Below are 345 nucleotides of genomic sequence, written 5' to 3' on the forward strand. Positions count from 1 at the left end.
GTTCAGTACAGAGCAAGTGAAAGCAGGTGTGGCGATTAAACAAATTGAGCAATTGGTGGGATGAAAATGAATATGCCAGTACAACAACACATTTTACAAGCGGTCGATTGGTCTAAATATAGTTTTGAGGAATGGTGCCGCCAGCTCGGGGCTTGGCTTAATGGCGATACTGAAACTATGGTAAAAATTGTTAAGACGATGCCAACTAAACGCATCACTCAAAAACAACGAGAAAAATTAATAGCTATGTATATGAGCGATGAAAATCTAAAAGATCGTTTATGCATTCGCCGTAAGGGGACATGCTGTCAACTAAATGATAATGAAGCTCGTGCAATCCATAGG

1 protein-coding gene is annotated in these 345 nt (G+C 40.0%); it reads left to right on the forward strand.

Going from position 1 to position 345, the window contains the following annotated elements:
- Nucleotides 1–66: 66 nt before the first annotated feature.
- Nucleotides 67–345: hypothetical protein (locus tag ACNQ0W_RS25455; RefSeq protein ID WP_417933316.1), on the forward strand; the 279-nt coding region annotated here is incomplete at its 3' end.

This window comes from Enterobacter cloacae complex sp. 6730903 (assembly GCF_048283985.1).
Taxonomy (GTDB): Bacteria; Pseudomonadota; Gammaproteobacteria; order Enterobacterales; family Enterobacteriaceae; genus Enterobacter; species Enterobacter hormaechei_C.